17 protein-coding genes are annotated in these 19,149 nt (G+C 39.5%); 6 read left to right on the top strand and 11 right to left on the bottom strand.

What is annotated here, in order from left to right; all coding sequences use genetic code 11:
* Entirely contained in the window at nucleotides 1-1,101 is a 1,101-nt protein-coding gene (ychF, locus tag DCO56_RS10855) for a redox-regulated ATPase YchF (protein WP_108633806.1), read from the top strand.
* A gap of 185 nt (nucleotides 1,102-1,286) precedes the next feature.
* On the opposite strand, the gene DCO56_RS10850 is transcribed toward ychF, so the two are convergent.
* The gene (locus DCO56_RS10850; protein ID WP_108633805.1) at nucleotides 1,287-1,583 is read right to left on the bottom strand and encodes a YgaP family membrane protein; all 297 of its coding nucleotides are present in this window, start codon (nucleotides 1,581-1,583) and stop codon (nucleotides 1,287-1,289) included.
* A 135-nt stretch (nucleotides 1,584-1,718) separates the two neighbouring features.
* Between DCO56_RS10850 and DCO56_RS10845 the strand changes: the two genes are divergently transcribed.
* Entirely contained in the window at nucleotides 1,719-2,564 is an 846-nt protein-coding gene (locus DCO56_RS10845; protein ID WP_108633804.1) for an ATP cone domain-containing protein, read from the top strand.
* 70 nt (nucleotides 2,565-2,634) lie between these two features.
* Here DCO56_RS10845 and ispE read toward each other — a convergent pair whose 3' ends face one another.
* From ispE to DCO56_RS10820, 5 genes are all read right to left on the bottom strand, one after another.
* Entirely contained in the window at nucleotides 2,635-3,456 is an 822-nt protein-coding gene (ispE, locus tag DCO56_RS10840; RefSeq protein ID WP_108633803.1) for a 4-(cytidine 5'-diphospho)-2-C-methyl-D-erythritol kinase, read from the bottom strand.
* A gap of 34 nt (nucleotides 3,457-3,490) precedes the next feature.
* A complete protein-coding gene (locus tag DCO56_RS10835; protein ID WP_108633802.1) occupies nucleotides 3,491-4,018 on the bottom strand; it encodes an adenine phosphoribosyltransferase in 528 nt (175 codons plus the stop codon).
* On the bottom strand, nucleotides 4,005-4,967 hold the full coding sequence (locus DCO56_RS10830; protein WP_108633801.1) for a helix-hairpin-helix domain-containing protein: 963 nt from the start codon (nucleotides 4,965-4,967) through the stop codon (nucleotides 4,005-4,007). Before DCO56_RS10830 ends, DCO56_RS10835 begins: the two co-directional genes overlap by 14 nt.
* A gap of 107 nt (nucleotides 4,968-5,074) precedes the next feature.
* On the bottom strand, nucleotides 5,075-6,379 hold the full coding sequence (locus DCO56_RS10825) for an efflux RND transporter periplasmic adaptor subunit (protein ID WP_108633800.1): 1,305 nt from the start codon (nucleotides 6,377-6,379) through the stop codon (nucleotides 5,075-5,077).
* 21 nt (nucleotides 6,380-6,400) lie between these two features.
* On the bottom strand, nucleotides 6,401-7,780 hold the full coding sequence (locus tag DCO56_RS10820; RefSeq protein WP_181390523.1) for a TolC family protein: 1,380 nt from the start codon (nucleotides 7,778-7,780) through the stop codon (nucleotides 6,401-6,403).
* Nucleotides 7,781-7,833: 53 nt separating this feature from the next.
* Between DCO56_RS10820 and DCO56_RS10815 the strand changes: the two genes are divergently transcribed.
* On the top strand, nucleotides 7,834-8,445 hold the full coding sequence (locus DCO56_RS10815; RefSeq protein ID WP_108633798.1) for a polysaccharide deacetylase family protein: 612 nt from the start codon (nucleotides 7,834-7,836) through the stop codon (nucleotides 8,443-8,445).
* Nucleotides 8,446-8,448: 3 nt separating this feature from the next.
* Here DCO56_RS10815 and DCO56_RS10810 read toward each other — a convergent pair whose 3' ends face one another.
* The 4 genes from DCO56_RS10810 to DCO56_RS10795 form a co-directional block, all read right to left on the bottom strand.
* Nucleotides 8,449-9,246, bottom strand: a complete 798-nt coding sequence (locus DCO56_RS10810) for a DUF4249 family protein (RefSeq protein ID WP_108633797.1) — start codon at nucleotides 9,244-9,246, stop codon at nucleotides 8,449-8,451.
* A 6-nt stretch (nucleotides 9,247-9,252) separates the two neighbouring features.
* Nucleotides 9,253-11,577 carry a TonB-dependent receptor gene (locus DCO56_RS10805; protein WP_108633796.1) on the bottom strand — a complete coding sequence of 775 codons (2,325 nt, stop codon included), beginning with the start codon at nucleotides 11,575-11,577 and terminating at the stop codon, nucleotides 9,253-9,255.
* 152 nt (nucleotides 11,578-11,729) lie between these two features.
* Entirely contained in the window at nucleotides 11,730-12,647 is a 918-nt protein-coding gene (locus DCO56_RS10800; RefSeq protein ID WP_245935822.1) for an alpha/beta hydrolase, read from the bottom strand.
* Nucleotides 12,637-13,533, bottom strand: a complete 897-nt coding sequence (locus DCO56_RS10795; RefSeq protein WP_108633795.1) for a hypothetical protein — start codon at nucleotides 13,531-13,533, stop codon at nucleotides 12,637-12,639. Before DCO56_RS10795 ends, DCO56_RS10800 begins: the two co-directional genes overlap by 11 nt.
* 38 nt (nucleotides 13,534-13,571) lie before the next feature.
* On the opposite strand from DCO56_RS10795, the gene DCO56_RS10790 reads away from it, so the two are divergent.
* Nucleotides 13,572-14,459, top strand: a complete 888-nt coding sequence (locus DCO56_RS10790; RefSeq protein ID WP_181390522.1) for a DUF4377 domain-containing protein — start codon at nucleotides 13,572-13,574, stop codon at nucleotides 14,457-14,459.
* Between the two features lie 252 nt (nucleotides 14,460-14,711).
* Nucleotides 14,712-15,665 carry a glycoside hydrolase family 43 protein gene (locus tag DCO56_RS10785; RefSeq protein WP_108633793.1) on the top strand — a complete coding sequence of 318 codons (954 nt, stop codon included), beginning with the start codon at nucleotides 14,712-14,714 and terminating at the stop codon, nucleotides 15,663-15,665.
* Between the two features lie 105 nt (nucleotides 15,666-15,770).
* On the opposite strand, the gene DCO56_RS10780 is transcribed toward DCO56_RS10785, so the two are convergent.
* On the bottom strand, nucleotides 15,771-17,990 hold the full coding sequence (locus DCO56_RS10780) for an NADP-dependent isocitrate dehydrogenase (protein ID WP_108633792.1): 2,220 nt from the start codon (nucleotides 17,988-17,990) through the stop codon (nucleotides 15,771-15,773).
* A 272-nt stretch (nucleotides 17,991-18,262) separates the two neighbouring features.
* Here DCO56_RS10780 and DCO56_RS10775 point away from each other — a divergent pair, with 272 nt between their 5' ends.
* Nucleotides 18,263-19,102 (top strand): aldo/keto reductase, encoded by an 840-nt coding sequence (locus DCO56_RS10775; RefSeq protein WP_108633791.1) that lies wholly within the window; start codon nucleotides 18,263-18,265, stop codon nucleotides 19,100-19,102.
* Nucleotides 19,103-19,149: the final 47 nt, after the last annotated feature.

The following is a 19,149-nucleotide window of genomic DNA, read 5'->3' as shown; positions in this document are numbered from 1 at the left end:
ATGGCTTTACAATGCGGTATCGTAGGTTTACCAAACGTTGGTAAATCAACATTATTTAACTGTCTGTCGAATGCGAAAGCACAGGCAGCAAACTTTCCATTTTGTACAATTGAACCAAATGTTGGGGTAATTACCGTACCGGATGCCCGTCTAAATAAATTAGCTGAGTTAGTCAATCCACAACGTATCGTTCCCAATACCATTGAAATCGTCGATATCGCGGGATTGGTGAAGGGAGCGTCAAAAGGAGAAGGATTAGGGAACCAGTTCTTAGGAAATATTCGTACCACAAATGCGATCATTCACGTTTTGAGATGTTTTGATGATGGAAATGTCATTCATGTGGATGGTTCTGTAGATCCGATCAGAGATAAAGAAATCATCGATACAGAATTGCAGCTAAAGGATTTGGATACCGTGGTAAAACGTATCCAAAAAGTAGAGAAAATGGCAAAAACTGGCGGTGATAAAGATGCAAAAAAGACTTTTGATATACTTTCCGTTGTCAAAGAACATTTGGAATCAGGTAAATCAGCCCGTACAGCTCCGATTGAAGCCGAAGATTTTGAATTTATTCAAGACTTGGCTTTATTAACAGCGAAACCTGTACTGTATGTATGTAATGTCGACGAAGGATCTGTCAATACAGGTAATGCTTATGTGGAGCGTGTAAAAGAAGCGGTCAAAGATGAGAAAGCCGAAGTCTTGATCATATCCGCGCAAATTGAATCTGAAATTGCGCAATTAGAGAGCTATGAAGAACGCAAGATGTTTTTGGATGATCTTGGTTTGGAAGAATCCGGTGTTCACAAATTGATTAGAGCGGCCTATTCACTATTGAATTTAGCTACCTACTTTACTGCTGGTGTTCAGGAAGTACGCGCTTGGACGATTGAAAACGGTTTTACTGCCCCTCAGGCAGCAGGTGTTATTCATACGGACTTTGAGAAAGGATTTATTCGCGCTGAGGTGATCAAATACGACGACTTTGTTACTTTAGGTTCAGAAAGTGCTGTAAAAGAGGCTGGGAAATTAGCCGTAGAGGGAAAAACTTATATCGTGCAAGATGGAGACATTATGCACTTCCGTTTTAACGTATAAAACTAGCTGATTAATTCATGAGGCTGGAAAAACCGGAGTCCGAAATTATCTTTTCGAACTCCGGTTTTTTCTTTCATATCCGGCATTCCTGCTATCGTTCAGCTGTAACAAAAGTGAATCCATGTGCATTGCAACTTCACGAATCCTTGTTCAGCTTTTTTTAACGAAAAACCCGCCATCCATTGCTATTTAACAAAATAACGATGTTCGATTACTTCCACCTTTTTAACATCCTTATCTTCCAGCATTTTTTTTACGTCACAATGCCCCGTCACGCCACGATAAATTAGTGTCCCGCCAAGTGTCAAACCCGAAATCCCCGTCAGTGGTGATTTAAAAAGCTTTTTAACTCCCAACCCTAAAATAAAGCCACCGGCAATTACAGATAATACACGTTCGGAAGCTCCAATATTCTCTTCAATACAGTCATCCTTTATCTTAGCTTTAATCTTGTCAAATGCAAATGTCAATAGGTTACTCATAATTATCTATATTTAAGTATTGTTTCTTAATGTAAACAAATGATGCCCCAAAAAAGTTTACATATAGAATAATAGTTTTTTATGTGATTTCTCCGATCACATCGCTTATATTCGTATTTATCAAATTCAATGTCCATGCAAGTCAAAAAATATTCCGGTGAATTAGTACCTTTTAACGGTGAGGCCTTAAAGCACTCCCTTTCCCGTTCGGGAGCAAATATGGAGCAGGTAAACCAAGTATACGCTCGTGTTATCAGTGAAATATATGATGGTATTTCCACGAGAGAGTTGTATCAACTGGCATTCGATACGCTGAAAACAGTTCGTAGCTCATTTGCTGCACGCTACAGCCTAAAGAAAGCGCTACGCGATCTGGGACCAGAGGGTTTTTATTTTGAAAAATATATTGCACATCTGCTGCGCTCCATCGGTTACGAAAGCACCACCGGACAAACGGTACAGGGGCATGCCGTTTCCCACGAGTTGGATGTCGTCGCGTATAAGGATGGTAAATTAATGACAGCAGAATGTAAATTTAGAAATGATATTGATGCTAAGATTTCCGTCACCACAGCAATGTATTACCTGTCAAGATTTAAAGATATCAGCGGGATTGATTACGAGTTTTTCGGTAAAAAATTGCAATTTCAGGAAGGCTGGTTGATTACGAACGCCTATTTTACAACAGATTCCATTGATTTTGCAGAGTATTATGGCATCAATCTGCTATCCTGGGATTATCCGAAAGAAAATAGTATCAAAAGAAGAGTCGACAAGGCGGTCTTTTACCCTATCACCTGTTTGACGACGCTTTCGGACCTGGAGGAACAGCAGCTATTAAAAAATCAGGTGATCCTCGTAAAAGATATTGTAAACAATCCTGAAAAACTTGATTTTCTAGGACTCAACAAAGACAGAAAAGAAAAAGTTCTTAAAGAAGCCCGTGAATTATTAGACTATAAGGTAGAAGAAGAATATTAATAGCATCAAGCTGAAAAGTAATAAGCCATACATTTCGCTAGGTATGGCTTATTTTTTCTTTAAAATGATATTATTGCGTTAGCGCAACCGGATAATAAATCTTTCCATATCGGGAAAACTCACTTAGATCTGTTTTTTTCCAGAAAATACCATAAATGGCAGCACCGGAGCCGGACATGGAGGCATATATCGCCCCTTTCTGATACAATGCTTCTTTGATCTCTTTCAATAAAGGATGGTTATCAAAAATATCATCTTCAAAATCATTTCGAATCAGGAACTTCCACTCCTGAATGGGTAAACGGATCGCTTCCTCCAGGTTGACATCCGAAGCCTTTGGCTTCACACCCTTGTACGCCTCAGCAGTTGAGATATGAATATCAGGCATAATAACGGCGATATAGTATTCACTTAGGTCAAGCGATACCAGCTTAAAATCTGTCCCGATTCCAGTCGCAAATACAGGCGTATTTCCAATAAAGAATGGGCAATCCGCGCCTAATTGTGCTGCATATCCTTTTAATTGTAGATCTGTTAAGTTTAATTTAAACAATTCACTAAGCCCTTTCAAAACAAAAGATGCATCTGCAGATCCTCCTCCAAGCCCAGCTCCGATCGGAATCTGTTTGATTAAATCAATCGTGACGGAAGGAATATCAAATTCTTTTTTTAACAGCGCATGAGCCCGTAAGCAGAGATTGTCGGCCTGATCTCCGGGGATACGTTCCCCCTGAACTGTCAATGTCGATTGTTGCTTATCTGTCTCCAGCAGCTCTATAATGTCATAGAGCGGTAGCGGATAGAATACACTATTCAATTCATGGTAACCATCTGGCCGCTTGGCAATCACTTGCAGTCCAATATTTATTTTAGCATTTGCGAAGAGTATCATGTGATATCGTCTAAATCAACAGTTATATTCTGTATTAATAGCTCACTAGTGAACAGATTGTATCACTAAAGCGAGATAACCGGCCTTTTGCTTTGAGAAAGTCCAATGAGATAATGAAGCTATAGGCAGCGATCACTCCGCCCAATTTTTCAATAAGCTTACTAGCCGCCACAACAGTTCCCCCTGTTGCCAAAAGATCATCATGGATCAAAATACGACTCCCCCGCTCAAAGGCATCCTCATGAATCTCAATGGTTGCCTGACCATATTCCAGTGCATAAGATTCAGAAATCGTTTTAAAGGGTAATTTGCCTTGTTTACGGATCGGAATAAAAGGTAAGCCCAATCGGTTGGCCAGTAAAAATCCAAAAAGAAATCCGCGGCTTTCAATACCCGCAATGGCATCAATTTCTATTCCTTGAAGTTGGTCAATAATCGCGTCGATCATTTCATTGCATAGCGCAGCGTCTTTCAACAAGGGGGTAATATCTTTAAATACAATACCCGGTTTAGGAAAATCCACTATATCCCGGATTTCCAATTTCAATTTATCTTGAATCATTCTCAAATATTAAATACGGCGCGATTTTAGCAATAGCAAGATCTGAAAGCGTACCTATCTTGGTAAGATCCTCTATATTAGTGTAATTACCATGTTGATCACGGTAATTGACTATTAATTTCGCATCCTTCGGGCTAAGATACGGATGTTTGCCCAATGAATTCGCATCAATCTGGTTAATATTGATTTTTTTGATTCCTTCTAAATTAGACACCATAACGTTATCCTTAATCAGGTCATATGTTTCGGAAGTGACACCATACACTTCTTTCAATTGCTCTATACGACAAAAACCGCCAAGTACTTCCTTATATTTTAATATACGCTTAGAAAGGATAGCCCCGATCCCCTTCAAACTCATCAATGCGTTTGTATCACAGGTATTGATATCTATTTGTTCAGCTTTATTGGTTTCAAATTTATCATACAATAAGGTCGTTTTATCTGTTCCATTTTCTGTTGCGGCTTCCTTTTTTATACGAATATATGGTTCAAGTTTGCTATACAGTTGTTCATTGATCGAGTACATCTTTTTGACATCGCTTTTCTCTCTAAAACGACCACCTTTTCTTTCGTAATTCTTGATCACTGCAATTTGCTTGGCAGACAGTCCGAGTTTCTGCCAATCATCCGGAGGTAAATTATTGGGGTCAAAATAGAATAGCTTCGTACTCCTTTCTTTACTTTCGGCCCCCGGTTCTACGACAGCTACTTTTTTTTCCAAATCAACATCGGCACCAGAATATTTCTTATTTTGATAATCAACAAGACCGGTTGAGTCATGAAAGGACTGTTCAAAAACCCGCACCTGATGTGCTATTGGATCCTTTTTATCATTCCGACGAACCAAAGAATACACAATACTAAACAAAATGATTAACACCAATACAACAAAAAAACCATTTTGCTCTGTTTTATTAAATCTCAAATAAGTCCATAGCCTTTTCATAAGCCGTTAATGGTTTGGTTTTATAAATTTAATAAATTAGAAGGAAAATAAAAAGGGAGATGTTTAAAAAACACCTCCCTTTGTTAAATATTAATACCGTTATAATTTTATAGTGCCGATTTATCTACTTTTTCCACTTTACTTCCATCTTTTAAAGTTTTGGAAATAGCGTCAAATGGCCGAGAAACAACCTGATCTCCCTTTTTCAGCCCCGTAAGGATAATAATGTTCTTATCATCTTGGATCCCCGTTTTAACTGGCACTTGTTTGACAGCTTCACCGTTTAAGATAAATACATATTCTTGTATTTTCTTATTTGTATTGGTCGAATCTTTATCATCGGATCTTACAGTAACAGACTGTATGGGCACGACCAAACCTTTCGCATGTTTTGTGAAAATCTGTACAGTAGCAGATAATCCCGGCTTGAAAGGAGAAGCTACGTTCTCTTTAACCAAATCTTGATAAGATTCTGCGCTAATGCGAACCTTTACGTTAAAATTTGTGACTTGATCTGTAGAAGATGTTGCTGCAGTTGTCGTTGCTATATTTTTTGATGAACTTGCGATTTCCGTAACAATACCTTTGAACTTTCTATCTTGAAAAGCATCCACTTCGATTTCGGCTTGATTTCCCACTCTCACGTTATTGATGTCGTTCTCGTTGACATCCACATTTACCTCCATCGAAGACATATTGGCGATACGCATAATTTCAGTACCTGCCATCTGCGCCGTTCCAACGACACGTTCACCTTGCTCTATGGACAATAAAGAGATAATACCATCCGTTGGTGCATAAATCGTTGTTCGGTTGAGGTTGTCCTGCGCTTCCTTGACAGAGGCTTGAGATTGATCGATACCATATCTGGTCGATCGGACAGTCTCCCTTTGTGCCTGGATAGCTGCAAGAGTCGAAAAGTATTCCGAAGAACTCTTATCCATTTCAGCCGCTGATATAACTCTCTTTTCAAAAAGTTCCTGGTTTCTCTTGTACGTTGCCGCTACATTTTTGAAATTTTCCTCCTGTTGTTTGAGCTGTTGTTGTGCCGCAGCCAGATTCGCACGCTGCGAATTCATTGCTGCCACAGAGCGATCGTATCCAGATTGCAAGATATCCGGTTTGATCCGACAGAGTACCTGTCCTTTTTTTACAAAGTCACCTTCTTTGATATTCAGTTCTACAACCTCACCCGAAACCTCAGAACTCAGCTTAACTTCTATTTCAGGTTGTATTTTCCCGCTGGCAGATACCAATTCATCCACATCCATATCTTTTACCACATCTACAGCGACTTTGGTTATATCCCCTTTTCCAAACCAGCCGGCCTTAAAGCCGACAAAAACAAAAATTGCCAGAAGCGCTACTACTATTAATAGAATCTTTACTACACTACGTTTTTTCTTTGCCATTGCCTTTGTTAATCAAATAGGTTAATTGTTGTCGAATTGAATTGGATTTCCTAAGTAATAATCAATAATCTTAGATCTGAATATTACGTTATATTTTGCCTGAATTAAGTCAAATTCAGCTTTGTTACGTTCTGTCTGCGCGGTAAACAGTTCCAATGAATTTGCCATACCAATATCGTATCGTTCTTTAGTTGCTTTGTAAGCTGTTTCGGCGCTTTCGAATGCCGCCGTTGCCGAAGTGTATTTTTGCTTGGCAGCATTGACGTCCAATACTGCTTGGTTAACAGCTTTATTTAAATTATTTTTTGCCAATTGTTCTGCTGCTTCAGCCTGTTTTAAGCCAATCTTAGCTTTTGCAACATTGACCTTATTCTGGTTTTTGGAAAAAATTGGAACAGTAAGTGATAAGCCGGTAAAAAATGATTTGTTTTCCGATATTTGTGTGCTAAAAGGTACACGGTATCTCGTTTTGATATCTAATGGATCTGTTTGCCTAGTTGTTGCCGAAGAATAATTTGTACCATAGCTCACACTCAAATTGAGTGCTGGATAATACCCCCCTTTGGCGATATCAATTTGTTTTAATGCTGCATCCTTATCCAAAGCAGATTTATGGATATCCGGTTGTCTCGTTAATGCTTTTTGATATACATCCATGGCATTTTTATCTTCTGCATTCACCAAGACAGCTTCTAAACTTGGACGTTCGAGAGAAATAACAGTTTCAGAAGGCATTTCCATCAATTGTTTCAAAGTTAACAGTGACATTTCATATGAATTCTTTAAATTGACTTTATTCAATTCGTTTGAAGCAACCTGATTCTTTGATTTTGCGAGATCAGCGATAGTCTTATTTCCAACAGAAAATTGAATAGAATCTAACAAAAATTGTTGTTTCGATAAGGCAATCTGATCCTCACTAGCCACCATCAACTCATGGTTTGTAATGGCTTCCAAATAATTCACTAAGACATTTAAAACAAGGTCATTTTTAATCTTATCCACCTGTGTAGCAGCAGACTCCAACTGCAATTTATTAACCTTTATTTGATTGACCTGTTGAAAACCCTGAAATATGTTCACTTGGGATCCTATGGATCCATTGGTTGTTCTGGTCCAAGCATTGTTGACAATTTGCGCCGAAGTCAAATCGAAGGCAAAGCCGTAACGGAAATTTTGATCAACAGAGACACCTAAGTCTGGTAATAAATTACTTTTGGCTTGAAATAAGTCCTGCGCAGCGAGATCTTTGCTCAACTCGGCTTGCTTTATTTGGACATTACGTTCCAATGTCATGCGTATGGCCTCGGCTACCCCAACGACCTGCTGGGCTTGGATCAGGTTGTTCGTTCCCAGAAAAAAACCAGTAAAAATTACTGCAGAATAATAAAATCTTTTCATGTTCATATGTAGAACCATACAATTTTTATAGATTTGAACTTCATTTATCGGTTATGTATTTTGTCAAATCCCCTTTTTTCCTGCGTTGGCTTTATCCCAGATCGATCTGGCATATGCCGAGGTCGGAAAAAAAAGTCTATCTCACGTTTGATGATGGTCCAATTCCTGAAATTACACCTTTTATACTCGATATCCTAAAAAAATATCAGGTCAAGGCAACATTTTTTTGTGTTGGTGAAAATATTAAAAAAAATCCACATTTGTTCCAAAGAATTTTACAAGAAGGACATCAAGTTGGCAACCATACCTACAATCATCTCAAAGGCTGGGATATAGATGATGATTCCTATATTGATAATGTAGCTCAATGTCAGGAACTAACACAAACGGACCTCTTTCGGCCTCCTTATGCCAAAGCAAAAAAATCACAGCTCAAAAAATTATACAACAATTATCGCGTGGTGATGTGGGATGTCATGTCCGGAGATTTTGATCAAAGTTTAAGTCCCGAAAAATGCCTTCAGAACGTCATTCCCAATATACAGAATGGCTCTGTTATTATCTTTCATGACAATATCAAAGCCATTCCCCGTGTTGAATATGCGCTACCTAAAACGATCGAATTTCTCCTGGCAAATCAATACCAAATAGAAAGATTCGAATGAAGATTATGGTCTGCTTCTTGACAACACCACTTCAGATTCATAATATTTTCCGACACTGACGCTGAAGTATCCCAAGACGTTATTAGACAGATTTGAAATTGGATTCGAAGGTGAGGCTGCTCCGGGATTGATCATCTGGAAGCTATTCCAATAATTGTATGCACCGACATCAATGCATTGACGCAAAATACGGACGCGATCTCCGAGTTTAAGATCTCTATCCCGATCAATAATATCGTGCTGTACTTGCAGTCCATTATTATACTTATCATCAAATACATCAATAAAACGTAATTCTCCTCCATTTACGGACATCTTGTACTTGTAGTAGTTTCCCTTCTCCGGCGGATCATTAAAGACTAAAGTTGGATAATAAATGGTATCTGTAAATATGATGCGCTCCGATAGGCCGATCGAATCAACATCAACATAGCTCGGCACCGTCGAAGTTCCTTCAATTTCTTTTCCATCGGCAGTCTTTACATACAGTTGATAGCTGGCCTTTTCCTGTAATCGCAATGTCTTATTGGTATACACGCCATTTGCACCTGGCGAAAAGGTATAAATCCGATTATTTTGCAGACTTCTTACGAAGACTTCCGCGTCTGTTATGGGAGCCAACATAGATTCCTTTAGACCGACTACTTTTTGTATGCTGATCTCATGTTGTTGGTCTGACACCATCAGGTCTGCCGTAATTACAATCTGCCCCGTATTTTCGGGCAGGTTAAGGTCAATTTTATCTTCACAACTGACCAAGGTTATCCAGGTTAAGGCTATTAATGCCAATATCTTTCTCATGTTGTGCTAAAATTTAAAGTTCCAGGTGACTGAAGGTATTGTGCCAAATAATGCAATCCTATAAATTTCGGTTATATTGGATTGTCCCTCTTTCTCCCTAAAGTCAATCAAATAAGCATTTTTGCGATTATAGGCATTATAAATCCCGAAAGATAAACTGGAATACGTATTTTTTGTACGTTTGATATCATAGGTCGCAGCAAGGTCTAAACGATGATATGCAGGCATACGTTGGCCATTTCGTTTATCATAGTAGAAGATCGTCCTATCATCAACAAAATATTTTCCGGCAGGCATTGTTACGGCGTCACCGGTATAATAGACAAAGTTTGCACTTAGATTCCATTTGGGATTCAATTGATACTGTGCCACGACAGCGATGTTATGGGTTTTATCCTGACGCGCGTTAAACCATTGCCCATCATTGATCTGTTCAAATTGTCTTTCACTTTTGGATAGCGTATAGCTGATCCAGCCATTCAACCGCCCCAGTCGTTTCTTTATAAACCACTCGACACCATACGCCCTACCTTTTCCAAATAAGAGCTCCCCGTCCAAAAGTTCATTGGCCTGGAGATCGGCCCCATTCCTATAGTCGATCTGATTTTTAAGGTCTCTGTAATAACCCTCTACAGAAAATTCATATCGATTGGACACGAAATTCCTGAAATAGCCCAGCGAATACTGGTTAGACAACTGCGGTTTGATGGTATTATTGCTCAATACATATTGATCTGTCGGGAGACTACTTGTTGTATTGCTCAACTGATGCAAATACTGAACATTCGTATTATACGAAGCTTTGAATGTTGTCGATTCATTCAAGGCGTAGTTAAGGGAAATACGGGGTTCCAGATAGATATATTTTTTTCCCATCTCCCCACGGCCAACATAAGTGGAATCGACGGCTTCTCCGGCATTGTCAAATGTATAGAAGGTGCCGGGTCCTAAAGTTGCGTAGGTTGTTGCTCTAACACCGTAATTCAATTTAAGCTTATCATTTATCGACCAGTCATCAGAGATATAAGCAGCAATGTCCAGCCCCTTGCGATGCTGAATACGCAATGAATTTACCTTAGAATCTTCGCCGGCTTCAATACTTGCCGGACGGATTTCCTGTAACGCTGCCTGCAGACCAAACTTTAAATTGTGACGGTCCGAAAGGCTGTACTGAAAATCCTGTTTAAAATTATAGTTGAATATATCGGAACGAATCTTAAAATTATTGTCGTCTTCAATCTTCACTTGATAATTAAATTTACTGAATATCAATGTGGTATTACTAAATAGGCGGTTGCTCCAAACGTGATTCCAACGCATGGTTCCCGTCGCATTTCCCCAATTGAAATCAAATAAATCATGATAGGCCATTGCATCTTTACCAAAATATCCCGATAAGTAAAGGGTATTTTTATCGTCGACCCGATAATTTAGCTTGGCATTGAGATCATAGAAAAATAAAGCACTCTTTTTAATATTTTCATCGCTTGAAAGTTTCAGGAATAAATCAGCGTAGGTGCGTCTGCCAGAGATCATAAAAGAGCTTTTTCCTTTCTGTATAGGCCCCTCGACCTTAAGTCGCGACGCGATCAGCCCTAATCCTCCTTCCACATTAAAATGCTGGTTATTCCCATCCAGTGTTGTTATTTCCATGACTGAGGAGATTTTACCGCCATACTGCGCCGGCACACCGCCCTTATAAAAATTGACATCTTTGATGGCATCCGAATTAAATGTCGAAAAGAAACCAAAAAGGTGCGAACTGTTGTAAACCGGAGCCTCATCCAACAAGATCAGATTTTGGTCTCCTCCCCCGCCACGAACATAAAAGTTGCTACTTCCTTCTCCGCCGCTTGTCACCCCCGGAAACAATTGAATCGTCTTTAAAATATCTTTTTCGCCAAATAATACAGGTACTTTTTCAATCTCCTTCGGGCTAAACTGTGTCAGACCCGGCGTAAGGTCTTTGATTGATTTTCTCCGATTTCCGGTGACAACAACCTCAGCCAATTGGCTTTCTTCCGGCACCAGTTGCACAATATAAGTTGAGTCCTTCCCCACCTGAACGGGCAAAACTTTTGTTCGGTATCCCATGGAAGAAACTTCCAGAAAAGTATCCTGTCCACGTAAGGATAAACTAAAGAATCCATATTTATTGGAAGCCGTAGATCTTTTTTCGGCTTCATTACGGACCAAAGCACCGATGATATTTTCACCACTGATACTATCTCTGATAAATCCTGATATAGATTTAGATTGTTGACCATAGGATTGCTGTGCGCAAAACAAAATAGAAGAAAAATAAAAAACAACCTTTATAGGTTTAAGCATAGCAGACTGAATTCAAAAATTTGTTGAAAATAATAAAAAAGCCTTACAATTTGTAAGGCTTAATAATAAGTTTATAATTTGTTAGTCAAGATCTTCTAGAAACAAAAATAGTATTTTATTCATTTAAGCCAAATATTTATCTATTTTTCTTTTTATTTTTTTTCTGGCTGACTGAAAAAATCATTAAAAAAGGCCATTTGATAGATAATGGAGCGTGACCAATACGTCCAGTTATGCCCCCCCTCACTTGTAACAAAGGTATGATTAATGTTGTGGTACATGAGTTTATCGTGAAGTGCAACATTGACAGGATAGAAAAAATCTTCCTTTCCACAATCAATAATCAGGCGAAGTTGATTGTTCACTAATTTGGGAATCATATTGATCACCACGCGATCATCCCAGGCCTGGGTCGAATCGGCGTAATTCCCGATACGGTCCTTAATTTCCCAGTTTAGGGGAAAGGGTCTGAAATCCACTCCGCCGGCGGTACTGCCTGCAGCACCATAAAGCTCCTGATGCTTAATTGCAAGTGACAAGGCTCCATGTCCCCCCATGCTAAGTCCTGTAATCGCCCTTCCTCTTCGGTCCTGAACTGTGGCGTAATGTCCATCTATATAATCAATCAGTTCTTTGGAAACAAATGTCTCGTATTGATAATTTCGATCATTTGTGATATCCCAATACCAACTTCCAAATCCCCCATCCGGACAAACAACCATATATCCATATTGGTCAGCCAGAGCAGCGACATTGGAGTTCTTCACCCAATTGCTATAATTACCCGAATATCCATGAAGTAAATAGAGCACCGGATATTTGGTACTTTCCGAATATCCCTTGGGAAGAATAACGACAGTTTTAATAACTTTGTCCATGCGCTGACTTCGGATCGCTAAAGTATCGACTTTTGCAGCTTTACTGGCTATACAAAAACAACATAAGGCAATTGATAAAACTAATAATTGTTTTAAATTCATGAAATAATGAACTGGGCTGTTCTTTCTATTCCATTTATTCCGTGCTGTAGCACCCATCTGTTTCACTAAAAAAAGTTTGTTATTTATCATTTGATTTAGGATTTTTTCCGAAATAATAAAGATAGGATTTTAAACCGAATGGACGCTCACTGATGGTATAAAAACCCGTCCCATCCTTATCGAATGCGATGGCCTCCCCCTGAGGTTCTACCGAATAAGGCACTTCAATCGGTTTCGATTGAAGCGTTTCGCCCCATGATTCACCCGGTTTCCTTTTCCAATAAAAAATAGTTGTAATGTTCTTGATAAGCAGCTCTTTTCCTGTAGGGTCTATCGCCGCAGCTGTAGCGAAAGTAAAGGGGAGTTCAGCCACTTTACTTAACGTGAAATACTGTTGTTTTCTATTTCGGAAAACTGGCGCGCTATATACAGACGATTGAAATTCGCGCTTCGAAACCACATACAAGGTATTATCTGTTGGGTCAACCATGATAGATTCCGCATCCAACCGTTTCTGCCCCGGAAATTTAACAAATATGGTTTTGATATTTTTCTTTGATATCAGTGACGAATCGCTAACTGAAGGTTCAGGAAACACATAAAGGCACGCCCAAGTCCGCTTCCCGAGATTATTTCCAATATCTGCTAAAACGAGGTAATTTTTATCTGCAATTTTAACACGGTCAATATCTTCACAATCAATTACATCTATTCCTTCTAGTGAAAAGCTCTTGATCAACTTTGCTTGACGATCGATCAAATAGATGTTTGCACCATCGCCACTATCGTTATGAACCCAAAAGGTTCCTTCCTCATGGGCGGCTACAATACCCGACACTTCTTTTAGCCCCGGATCCGTCAATTCACCTAGCGGGACTTGTGTTTTAAAATAATCCTTGTTATTTTGGGCATATATCCGAAAGCCGGACAGAAAAAGTACGATGACTAACAGTACTTTTGTTCGTGCAATATTCATGTTTAAAGATACGTTTTTATTGATATTTAATGCCCATTATGAAGAAATCCCTGAAATCCAGCTTGTTTTTTATGCTCTTATTTCTATTCCCGTACGGTTTATATGCACAAATCAGCACGTTTCGGATAAAAGTTAAATCTGGGCTAGAAAGTACACCACCCTATCTCGTAAAGTATTACAATAGCAAAGACTGGGAAAAATTCTATGCAGAAATACAACAGTTTAACTACAATGCCAACTTTGAATACACGATTCGGGTAAAAAAAACGCAGACCGCGCACAAATCAATCTATTCACTGGCGAAAATCATCAGCAAATCCAAAACCAAAAACGCGGAAATTGCCATTTGGGATGTTGCCGAGAATTATGTAAATAATCCAACTTCGGGAAAATTAAACTGCCTCCAGGTGAAATCCACTAAAAAAAATAAATGGGAATATATTTCTAATCCGATCCTCGGTTTTGATTACCAAGAGCAATATCGTTACCGTATCAAAGTAAAGCAAACGAAAGCAAGAGACACCGACAGTATGCAATATGAATTACTTGATATTATTTCCAAAGAAAAGGTCACCGGGCTACCCAGTGTGGCTTCATTTCTCGCCAGATTCCGGTGGAATTTACTGCAATTAAATGGCAAAGATGTTTCAAACAACAAAGCCAACATTGGTTTCGATGCAAAAAATGGCACCATCGCCGGATCGACCGGATGTAATAATTTTTGGGGTAATTTTAGTGTTAAAGGCAATTTGATCAGCTTTCCGCATCTCGCCAGTACGATGAAATCCTGCAACGGAGCCAATATTGAAAATGATTTCTTTGCAGTGGTGGAGCAAAAGCAGCTTCAATTTGACATCGCCGAGCAGACATTAAACTTTTATATTGATGGAAAATTAGTTATGATCTTCGGGTTGGAGCGTGAATAAGAAAATACCCGAAGCCTGGGGGACTTCGGGTATTTTAGCCATATTATTAACCTATTTTATGAAAAGTATTTATGCCATTTGGAAATGACATAAACAAATATGTGAAATAAAGCGGAAAGATTCGAAAGCTCAGCCTTATTTTAACATAATTTTAACATTTTAAAAATATTGAGAAAAATCAGCATAAAAATGATATTTTATCAGCCATATGCTCCTATAGAATGTATTATCTTAAGCTTTTAAACCATAACGATGATCAAGACATTTTTTACGACAACATCTTTGTTTCTGGCGACGACACTTATTGCGCAAAAGAATCCAGTTTTAAATGGTAATTATGCCGATCCTGAGGGAATTATTTATAATGACAAATATTGGATTTTCCCGACCTATTCAGCCCCCTATGAAGAACAGCTATTTTTTGATGCATTTTCTTCTTCGGATTTAGCACATTGGGAAAAACATCCGCGGGTACTCCAAAATACACAAGTAAAATGGGCCGAGAAAGCGATGTGGGCGCCCGCCGTACTTGAAAATAACGGTAAATATTATTTGTTCTTTAGTGCTAACGACGTACATGAAGGGGAAATCGGTGGAATTGGCGTTGCTGTAGCGGACAAACCTGAAGGCCCTTATACAGATCTCCTAGGAAAACCATTGATAAATGATATTATCAACGGCGCGCAACCCATAGATCAATTTGTTTTTAAAGATAAAGACGGTACGTTCTATATGTATTATGGTGGCTGGAAACATTGCAATATGGTCAAACTCAAACCGGATTTTACGGGCTTGCTCCCTTTTGATGACGGAACTTATTACAAGGAAATTACGCCAAAGGATTATGTCGAGGGCCCTTTTATGTTTATCAAAGATGGCAAATACTATTTTATGTGGTCAGAGGGCGGCTGGACTGGTCCTGACTATAAAGTCGCTTATGCAATTGCCGACTCTCCGTTTGGGCCATTTGAGCGTATTGGAACTATCCTCGAACGTGATCCAGAAGTTGCCGTCGGCGCTGGGCACCATTCAGTCATTAAAGTTCCTAATAAAGATAAATATTTCATCGTTTATCATCGCAGACCATTGGGCAAGGAAGGTGCGAATGAACGTGTCACTTGCATCGACGAAATGAAATTTGACAAAAAGGGGCATATTCAACCTGTCAAGATGACTTTTAAAGGTGTAAAATATCCGCTAAAATAGATTATTCCTTTCGATAAAGTAAGAGCATACAACAACTAGACCTAAAATTAGAGCCCCGATCATTGACCGGGGCTCTTCTTATTTTATTGCAACATCAGGTAATAATTAAATACGCGCTATGGCATTGTTTAATGTCACAGAAGGACGCATTGCTTTTGTCGCTAATTCGTCATTCGGGAAGTAATAACCACCGATGTTCTGTGCCTGACCTTGTGCGCCGATCAATTCATCATTAATCTTCGCCTCATTATCTGTCAATTCTTTTGCTACTGCGGCAAAACGGTTCGCCAGTTCAGCATCTTTCGTTTGAGCAGCCAAGGCCTGAGCCCAGTACAATGCCAAATAAAAATGAGACCCGCGGTTATCAATCTGACCTACCCGACGTGCCGGAGATTTGTCATTTGCAAGGAATTTCTCTGTTGCTTCATCCAACGTTTCAGCCAAAACCAATGCTTTGGGATTATTCTGTGCCTGCGACAAATGTTCCAATGATGCTCCTAAAGCCAAAAATTCACCCAATGAATCCCAGCGCAAGTAACCTTCTTGCAGGAATTGCTCCACGTGTTTCGGAGCAGAACCACCAGCACCAGTTTCGAACAAACCACCACCGTTCATCAATGGCACAATAGACAACATCTTGGCCGAGGTACCAACTTCTAAGATAGGGAACAAATCTGTCAGATAATCACGTAGTACGTTACCTGTTACAGAAATAGTATCTTCCCCTTTACGGATACGTTCCAACGAGAACTTAGTTGCTTCAATCGGAGATAGAATTCGAATATCTAAACCTGTCGTATCAAAATCAGGCAAATATTTCTCTACCTTCTTAATGATCTCTCTGTCGTGCGCACGGTCTTTGTCTAACCAGAATATTGCCGGAGTATCTGACAAACGCGCACGATTTACAGCTAATTTCACCCAGTCTTGAATCGGTGCGTCTTTTGTTTGACACATACGGAAAATGTCCCCTTCTTCAACGCTCTGTTCCATGTACACATGACCATCGGCGTCCACCACACGGATAACACCGTTACCTGCAGCTTGGAAAGTTTTATCGTGAGAACCATACTCTTCCGCTTTTTGAGCCATCAAACCAACGTTTGGAACAGAACCCATTGTTTTGGGATCCAAAGCGCCATTCGCTTTACAGTCTTCTATTGTTGCTTCATAAACACCTGCGTATGAGCGATCAGGAACCATCGCGATTGTATCTTCTTCTTGACCATCTTTATTCCACATTTTACCGCCAATACGGATCATCGCCGGCATAGATGCATCAATAATAACGTCAGAAGGAACGTGGAAGTTTGTAATACCTTTATCTGAGTTGACCATCGCCAAAGCAGGACCTTGCGCAATAGCAGCATCGATGGCAGCTTTCACTTCCGCCTCTTTTGCATGACCTGCAATTTTAGCGTAAACTTCTCCTAAACCGTTATTTTTATTGATACCCAATTCTTTGAATAACTCACCATAGGTAGCAAATACGTCTGCGAAATAAGTTTCAACAACAGCACCAAAGATAATAGGGTCAGAAACTTTCATCATCGTTGCTTTCAAATGCGCAGACAATAACACGCCAGCCGCTTTCGCCTCAGCGATCGCGTCAGCCACAAAACCTTTTAATGCATTTAAGCTTAATGTCGATGAGTCAATTACTTCACCCGCTTTTAAAGGCGAAAGCCCTTTTAATTCAGTAACGCCCCCTTGTGCATCTACAAATTCAATTTTGAACTGACCTGCATTTTCCACTGTTACAGATTGTTCTGAACCATAGAAATCACCGGATGTCATCGATGCAACTTTTGTTTTAGAATCTTTTGCCCAAGCCCCCATTTTATGTGGATTTGCTTTCGCGTAATTCTTGACCGCTTTCGGTGCACGACGATCCGAGTTACCTTCACGCAATACAGGGTTTACAGCAGAGCCCAGTACTTTTGCATATTTAGCTTTGATTGTTTTTTCTTCCTCCGTGGTTGCTTCATCCGGATAGTTAGGGATAGCGTAACCCGCTTTTTGCAACTCAGCAATAGCGCCTTTTAATTGTGGAATAGATGCTGAAATATTCGGTAACTTAATGATGTTCGCTTCTGGAGTTGTAGCCATTTGCCCCAACTCTGCCAAAGCATCGGCAATTTTCTGATCTTCTTTTAAAAATTCGGGAAAGCTTGCAAGAACACGACCTGCTAAAGAGATATCTCTCAATTCAACATCGATACCAGCTGTAGCTGTAATCGCTTGTACAATAGGCAAAAACGAGTAAGTCGCCAACAAAGGTGCTTCATCTGTTTTTGTCCAAACAATTTTTGATTTGTTTGACATAGTAATCTATTAGAAATATGTTTAATTTTTAATGCTATGTGAAATCAATGAAAAATCTAAATTTTTCAAAATTTCGCCTAAAGATAAGAATTAATGCCATAAACCATGCGTTAATCCGACCTTTTTGACAATAAAATTGTGAAAATAAATATATTTTGGCAATCCAGAATAAGTTTGGGTTCCGCCCTCGAAAAGACAGCCCTCTTTACATTTCAGTGACGGGATAATACAATTGAAACCCTAATTTAGTCAAACAAAAAATACGATTAAGCATGAAATCATTCAAATTGAACAATGGAATTGATATTCCAGCAATTGGATTTGGAACTTGGCAAATTCCGGAAGGTGAAGAGGCATACCAGGCCGTTACGGAAGCATTGAAAGTCGGGTATACACATATTGACACCGCAGCCATATATGGTAACGAAAAAAGTGTAGGCCGAGCTATCAAAGACAGCGGAATAGCGCGTGATACATTATTTATAACGACCAAGCTCTGGAATACCGAACGTGGCTATGATAAAACAATTGCTGCATTCGAAAAATCCCTCACAGACTTGGGTTTGGCCTATATTGATCTTTATTTGATTCACTGGCCGGCCAATGAATCACAATTCGAAAACTGGGCAACTATCAACGCTGAAACATGGAAAGCGCTTGAATATTTATATCAACAAGGAAAGGTGAAGGCAATCGGAGTCAGCAATTTTCCAAAAGATTACCTTGCCAAATTATTGGAAACCGTAACAATCGTCCCGGCCGTCAACCAAATTGAATTTCATCCGGGTTACCTCCAACAAGAGACCGTTGACCTTTGCAAATCCAATGGCATTTTAGTCCAGGCCTGGTCGCCCCTAGGTTCGGGGAGAATCCTACAAGACGAGACTCTAATTGCTCTAGCGGAGCAAAAGGACACCAGCGTCGGACAGATTTGTATTAAATTTGCTTTATCTCAAGGCATACTACCGCTACCAAAGTCCACCAATCCATTAAATATCAAGCGAAATTTAACGGTTGACAACTTCGATCTCACGGAAGAAGATATACAGACAATTCGCGAATTGCCGACGATGGGTTTCTCTGGTTCTGATCCTAAAAAAGTTGCATTTTAAATCACAAAGACCATATCCTCCAGTGCTTATATGCTAGAGGATGGTTT

The organism is Sphingobacterium athyrii (genome assembly GCF_003071065.1).
GTDB classification, from domain to species: domain Bacteria; phylum Bacteroidota; class Bacteroidia; order Sphingobacteriales; family Sphingobacteriaceae; genus Sphingobacterium; species Sphingobacterium athyrii.
The sequence above is the reverse complement of the archived record's forward strand: the minus strand, read 5'-3'. Positions and strand labels throughout refer to the sequence as shown.